This is a genomic window from Citrobacter sp. wls613 (assembly GCF_005281195.1).
GTDB classification, from domain to species: domain Bacteria; phylum Pseudomonadota; class Gammaproteobacteria; order Enterobacterales; family Enterobacteriaceae; genus Citrobacter; species Citrobacter gillenii.
In genome coordinates this window covers 51902-58308 of the sequence record NZ_SZXN01000004.1, presented here as the reverse complement: position 1 = coordinate 58308, position 6407 = coordinate 51902, and the positions used below count along the sequence as shown (strand labels likewise).

Below are 6407 nucleotides of genomic sequence, written 5' to 3'. Positions count from 1 at the left end.
GGCTGCCCCAGCCACTCTTTCGAGAATGGCCCATTCGAATTTCATGCAATTAATCTTAACTGCAAGATATTACATTACCACATCTTAAATTTGAATATACAACCCTCAGAGTAAGACTGCCAAAGCTATCATCAATATCCCAGTATAAATAGCTGCTTCAGCTACTTGCATTTTTATATATTTATCGGCCAGATGAGCGATAAAGAAACAAAGCATCCCGCCTAAAACAAACCATACCCCCATTGATATCCCCTTTATCTACAGACGTTCTATTATGGACTTATAGTTAACAGACAACATAATACCCTACCAAGTTCCTATATGCCCAAGATACGTTCTCTTTTTGTCACATTTCAAACTTGCCATAGAGTTATTTTTCCTCTGCAACTTTCTTGAACTTTGCCAAGAAGTTATACATTGGTCTCATGCAGGGATGGGATATCCCTCCCGCATAAAAACAACACGGTTTTCCTCAACACTGATTATTGACACGAGCGTACCACGCTCATCTTTATAACGTTGCTGAGGGCTCGGTAAATCAACCATCTCAAACATATAACACAATATGCATTGGTAAAAAAACCACCTCACAAGAGGTGGGAATCTATACATGGGAAGGTCATTATTGTTATTAGCATGCAGTCTTCAGACTACTATTCAGTTGCGGTGCCGGGAGTCTCCCGAAACATACCATCTACCTCAATATGTAATATGTCAGCACCCCTCGGACGAACGTTACCAGACCACTCCCGCACTTGGGAATACCTCAATAAAGAATGCAGTATCGACTTTACCCGTAGAATTCTTACTCAAATACGAGGACTCACAACGCTTTTGATAAAGCAAACGATAACACTGTTCTGCCCCACGCTAATTGTAGATTCACTGCATTCAGATTGCGTCTTATTGTTTCCTCAAACCTAAGCATCAAAAAATGGCTAACAGCAAGACGCATATAAATACTATAAAAATAGTGACACAGAGTTTGTAGCTGGTTTTGTCCACAAACAGAGGTTGTGTGATAAAGGTGCGTTACAACGCCAAGTTATTAAACCATCCCCATAAACTTCCGTTTACCTGTGTCACAAATCATTAAAAAATGACAACGAGAAGAATACGCGTACATATTCTGAGAGTCAACTCTTTGCCTATCACAACGGAATAATACTAGACAGAATCAACCCTCTTTATTTTCTTTCATAGACGCTACATGATATGAAAGAAAACTGGAGTGGGTTGCGGGAATCGAATCCACATCAGCAGCAACCTAGAAGGCTAAGGTAATAGTCTACGATACCCACATATGGTGCCGACTACCGGAATCGAACTGGTGACCTACTGATTACAAGTCAGTTGCTCTACCTACTGAGCTAAGTCGGCATTAATTGGTTCATCAGGGACATCCGTGACCGAGCAATATAAAGTCACCCATCAGAACCGCTGTAAATAATACGGATAGAACTATTATTTTCAACCAAAGCAATGTCAGTTAATGTAAAGTTTTTTTGTTAAAGTTATGTTTCTTTTGTAAAACCAACTAAAGATTAAAATATTGAAAAATCAAAAATAACAAATAGCAATAATATTTATTTTTGAATATGCCTTATATTGATTTAGAAACGAAAAAACCCGCACAATGGCGGGTTTTGAAATTTGTTCATACCTGTTATTCGCCCCGCGATACAGCTATGCGAAGCATACCGTAATTTAAGCAGTTTGTTGGCAAAAAAGCAATAACTTTTTAGCGACGCGTCACATTAAACACATTTTGCATTGGTATATAAAGCATATACTCCACAATGTTTAACCATGCATCAATACGATTTCTACACGTTTTAAGGCTCCACTCAGGATGTAGCTCATTGAACGCTTCTGCCATCTTTAACTTACTCATCCCACTCCCCATATAACGCTGACTCAGGACATTGTATAGCCCGGGATGATCCGCCAAGACTTCGCCTATAACCCCATCGATTTTTAGCGCTTCTGAATCGGTACAATGCGCCAGCCAACTCTTTTGCTTACCGCTGATCATTTCCCGCAAAAATGCTTCAAGTTCAGGCTTGTCCAGCCCTGCTTTTTTCATTCTGCGAAGTGCCTCATTAATTGCCGTTTTTGTCAGTTTTTTAGAGGTCAGCAACTGGTTGAACATATTCCCCGGCTTTCCGCCGCCAATATATGACCAGCGCCCCCACATGCGTAGTTTCCCCTGAATCCATATACTTTCCAGCGTGGTGAGCCGAAGGTGTTCTCCGGGTTTTCCCGTATTAATTGGATAGATCATATAAGGCTTTCCTCTCTCCAGATTTTTTGCGTGCAGAAAACACCCTCTGCATGCATGAGGCGAATTTCTGTTTTCATGAAATCGTAGATTTTTACCCTGCCATCGATTATGTCATGACAGGCGCTACAGGCGATCGCCGCCTACATGTCATGGGGTTTTGTCGCGATGCCGCATGTTCCCGCCAGTCGGTAATGCGCCAGTACGGACGTTTCGGGGTTGTGATTGCAGTAACCCGGAATTCTGACCTGACACATTCGCCCCCGCGCAGCTTTTCGTAAGTCAGCCATTACGCGAACTCCAGCAGCTGCGCGGCCACGTTTTCAACTTCTTCCTGCGAGGAGAATTTTCGGAACAGGATCCAGTTCCAAAGAACGTTAAGCACGGATTTATAAACCTGCCTGAACTCGGTTTCGTCCATGTTGGCAAACGCGATGGATTTCGCCCGGCACCCGCGACTACCGTCCGGATAAAAATGCTCGGTATAAAATCCGGCCTGGATTGTCACCCACTCGCGGAAAGCGTCAAATGACTTGAGCAGTACAGTATCTTGGGTTCTGTGTGTCGCTACGGTATTCAGATATTGTTCCGCGGCATCACTCAGGGCTGGGGTGTGCTCCCGGCCCACTGACTCACACAAAAAATCAACGAAGCCTGAAACCAGTTTTCGTTCACGCGGTGTGATCGCGCCGCCGGCCGGAGTCCAGTAGTCGAAGCCGAGTTGCAGGAGTTTGAAGAACCGCTTGTGAAAGGCATAGTTTCGGACACGCCTGAAGTCGGCATGTATCCACTCACCAGTTTTGATTTGACGTAAAAAATCGCTACTCTCCGGCGTCGCCGGAAGCAGTAAGCCTGAGGAGGTTTGTTTAACCAGTTGTAAATGCACCACTACTATCCTCGTAATGGTGCGACAGGTGTCAGTTGTTCAGGCTGACGCCGATTAGTATAGTTCAGTCATGTTTGGAGCAGAAGTGCTCTGCTGACTTTACGTGTGACTTGTGCTCAATGAGGATCGCGCCGGGAGGTATAGGGATAACGATAAATGTCCCGTCAGCAAGAGTGATTACCTCATAACGTCCAGACACTTTAATTATTGCCAAGAGTTCCTTTTCATTCATGATTGAGATCCTAAAACATGAAACATCTCCTCAGGAGGAGTCCATCCCTCTTCTCCCTGCGCGCTAATCAAGCAGGGGGATTTTATTCAACCCAATGCAGCAATCAACATCAGTAACCTCTCTTCATTAATCCTAATCGACAAAACTGATTATCAATACATGAAATTTGATTAAACATGATTGGAATAGTTATAGACTAACAACAAAAAAATAGTAATCGCGAAAACTATTTTAAGTTTAATCATGCTAAATCCGTAGATATCGAGCATATAGATCGAAATTAATGATCCATAAGCATATATATTAAGGTTTTTTTGAATTGAACTCCCTTAAAAAATGAATGATAATAGATTAATCCTTGGGTTAAATATAGGAATAATATTTTCATTTGTAGCTACTGGCTATAGAAATAATTGGTTTAACAATTTTATTTAAACCAGTAACTGTTTCTTTTTGATTTTTTATGGTGATTTAATAATGTCCTTGACGTTCTCATATTGCTTCAAAAACTCATTAAAAAACCTTACCAACTTCAATGGCCGAACCAGAAGAAGGGAATATTGGTATTACCGTATAGGTGTTCTATTATTCATTATGTTCCCGTGTATAATAGGCTTGCTCCTTGCAGGTATAGATAAAGATATAGTCCAGGTGATAACAACTATCGCATTTATACCATTTACGATGGCCGTTACAGTTAGGCGGTTGCATGACACCAACCGTTCCGGATGGTGGTATTTATTGGCTTTTATCCCTCTTGTTGGTGACCTTGTGCTATTCATCTTCATGTGTCTTAAAGGCACTGAAGGTGAGAACCGTTTTGGCAAAGATCCTAAAGCTGAAGACGAAAGAACACTTGATGTCGCAGGTGAGCAAAAGCTAGTAAAATATTGCAGATAAAAAAGAGCAGTAAGTTATTCCAAATAAATACCACTGTTCTTCAGAAGGCATCCAGCTTGTATCATACAAATCATGATTTCAGGCTGGATCAATAATAAACTGATCCGTAACAGCATGAAATACATTCTCATTCTTATAGCAACACTTGTGGCAATTATTTTAAATATTACTTTGTCATCGATATTAAACAGATGTCATGAAGTGATTGTAAATAAAGAAAACATTTCATCTGCTGAAATTATAAAGGTTAAAGAGGAGAGAAGAAAAGAAATACTTAACCAGATACCTGTTATTAAAATCCCAGAAACCGGTCATATGGTACTTATGAGTAATAAGTCATTACGAGAATCACGTAATAGTTACTCAACTAAAATTATTGCTGAAAGTTTTACTGACTCAGGGCGGATACTTACGCCCCCAAGAGATACTTATATATTAACAAAGTATCCGACACAACTTGGAGATATGACTACCTATGTCACCCCAGATCCTAAGGATGGTAAACGGCATCCTGCTGTAATATGGATATCGGGTGGATATGGCGGATTAAGTGACAGTGAGGATTTTTTTTGGAGAGAACATGATAGAGATGATGACCAAAGCGCCAGTGCATTTCGTAAAGCTGGTCTGGTAGTCATGTTGCCAAGTTTCCGTGGCGAGGATAAAAACCCAGGTCGCTATGAAATGTTTTATGGCGAATTAGATGATATTGAAGCAGCTTTTGATTGGTTGTCGAAGCTGAGCTATGTCGATCCAGAACGTATATACCTTGCAGGCCACAGCACTGGTGGTACACGAGTTCTGCTTGCAAGTGAATATAGTACAAAATTTCGAGGATATTTCAGCCTTGGCGGAATACCAGATCTGAAAGCTCGCGTTGAAGGTGGCGAAATGTCGGTGAGGATTCCTTTTAAACAAACAAAAAAGGAGTTTCAACTACGTTCTCCCGCAAGGTACATTAAATCAATCAAAAATCCTACATGGTATTTTGAAGGAGAAGAGCATTATTGGCAAGCATTCGACAATATCGAAAAAGTAGCTAAAAAAGAAAAAATTCCGCTTTTCATTTACAAGATTCCAAACGGAGATCATTTCAATATTATTGCACCATTAACAGAAATGATAGCTGAAAAAATACTGGCAGATACTGGAAGAAAAAGTAATATTACTTTTTCTGATAAAGATATTGCTAAGATTTCTCATGAATTGACAGGAAGATAGTTATTTGATGGCTATAATTGCAACGCAGAGCGCGTGCCCCATATTTTTATATAAGCTAAATTTTCCTTAGAACTACTGTTATCGCCCCTTATGGGGCGATTTCCTTCAATATATTAAAAAATTACCCCGTGGATTTAATCGTTCTTCCCCGCGCCTCCTCCTTGCGAAGCTGGGTGACAATATCTCGGTGCTTATTCAGCTCCCGCAGCGCTGCGCAAACGCGCTCCCACTTCTGAACCTTATATTTCGCCCGGCGTAACTCGCGATTGGCCATATGTAGAGAGGGAAAAATCATGTCGTCGTGACGATTTTCAGTGAATGACGGAATTGACTGCACCACTTCTACAATATCTTCTGTGCTCGCCGGAGATGTAATTCCTGGCGCGTGTAATCTCACTCTCTCCGGCTGCTGCTCAGGTTTACTGTTTCCCTGGTTTTCCTGCACTTCAGCTACATACTGGTTTGGCAGGCAGTAGCGATATTTACCGTCTTTGGCGACACGATGAACACGCGATTTTTTAGTTGCCATCGCCAGCGTCGACGCCACCTTGCGTGATGTAACACCGAACAAAGCGGCAAGCTCGTCAGCCGTCTGCGGACCATGCTTTTCGAGAGCTTCGGTCAGATGCAGCTCGGTAACCCTGGATGCGGGCATTTCGCCAACATTTTCATTTTCCAGGTCGCAGCCATCTGATAACGACCAGGACGGGCCGTTTTTAGTTACCACTCCAGCGTTTTTCAGTTCCCACAGTTTGTTAATCACTTGTTGACGCTCCATGCCAAGGCGCGCGGCAAGTTCAAGTGATGAGGCCTTCCCCATTGATTCAAGCGCTTTCAGGATAGTTTCCATTTAAACTCCTTAAACTCTGTTACCGGCTCCCCGGCTG

Annotated in this window: 6 protein-coding genes, 1 tRNA gene and 2 pseudogenes; 2 read left to right on the top strand and 7 right to left on the bottom strand. The window is 41.9% G+C overall.

Features of this window, described 5'->3' with window-relative positions:
* Positions 1 to 105: 105 nt before the first annotated feature.
* The 6 genes and pseudogenes from FDX01_RS22960 to FDX01_RS00860 form a co-directional block, all read right to left on the bottom strand.
* Complete coding sequence (locus tag FDX01_RS22960) at positions 106 to 243, bottom strand: hypothetical protein (protein WP_170974744.1); 138 nt, start codon at positions 241 to 243, stop codon at positions 106 to 108.
* A 127-nt stretch (positions 244 to 370) separates the two neighbouring features.
* Positions 371 to 555: pseudogene (locus FDX01_RS00880) on the bottom strand (DUF4222 domain-containing protein).
* A 749-nt stretch (positions 556 to 1304) separates the two neighbouring features.
* Positions 1305 to 1380: transfer RNA gene (locus FDX01_RS00875), tRNA-Thr, on the bottom strand.
* Positions 1381 to 1741: 361 nt separating this feature from the next.
* The gene (locus tag FDX01_RS00870) at positions 1742 to 2284 is read right to left on the bottom strand and encodes a DUF1133 family protein (protein ID WP_137399073.1); all 543 of its coding nucleotides are present in this window, start codon (positions 2282 to 2284) and stop codon (positions 1742 to 1744) included.
* Positions 2281 to 2571 (bottom strand): annotated as a pseudogene (locus FDX01_RS00865) (DUF1364 domain-containing protein). Before FDX01_RS00865 ends, FDX01_RS00870 begins: the two are co-directional and overlap by 4 nt.
* Positions 2571 to 3170: a DUF1367 family protein gene (locus FDX01_RS00860; protein WP_137399072.1), complete on the bottom strand. Its 600-nt coding sequence runs from the start codon at positions 3168 to 3170 to the stop codon at positions 2571 to 2573. The pseudogene FDX01_RS00865 and the gene FDX01_RS00860 overlap by 1 nt, the downstream one beginning before the upstream one ends.
* A 706-nt stretch (positions 3171 to 3876) precedes the next feature.
* Between FDX01_RS00860 and FDX01_RS00855 the strand changes: the two genes are divergently transcribed.
* Both FDX01_RS00855 and FDX01_RS00850 read left to right on the top strand, forming a co-directional pair.
* A complete protein-coding gene (locus tag FDX01_RS00855; RefSeq protein WP_137399071.1) occupies positions 3877 to 4299 on the top strand; it encodes a DUF805 domain-containing protein in 423 nt (140 codons plus the stop codon).
* Between the two features lie 114 nt (positions 4300 to 4413).
* Positions 4414 to 5520, top strand: a complete 1107-nt coding sequence (locus FDX01_RS00850; protein WP_137399070.1) for a prolyl oligopeptidase family serine peptidase — start codon at positions 4414 to 4416, stop codon at positions 5518 to 5520.
* Between the two features lie 121 nt (positions 5521 to 5641).
* On the opposite strand, the gene FDX01_RS00845 is transcribed toward FDX01_RS00850, so the two are convergent.
* Positions 5642 to 6370, bottom strand: a complete 729-nt coding sequence (locus FDX01_RS00845; protein WP_137399069.1) for a DUF1627 domain-containing protein — start codon at positions 6368 to 6370, stop codon at positions 5642 to 5644.
* Positions 6371 to 6407: the final 37 nt, after the last annotated feature.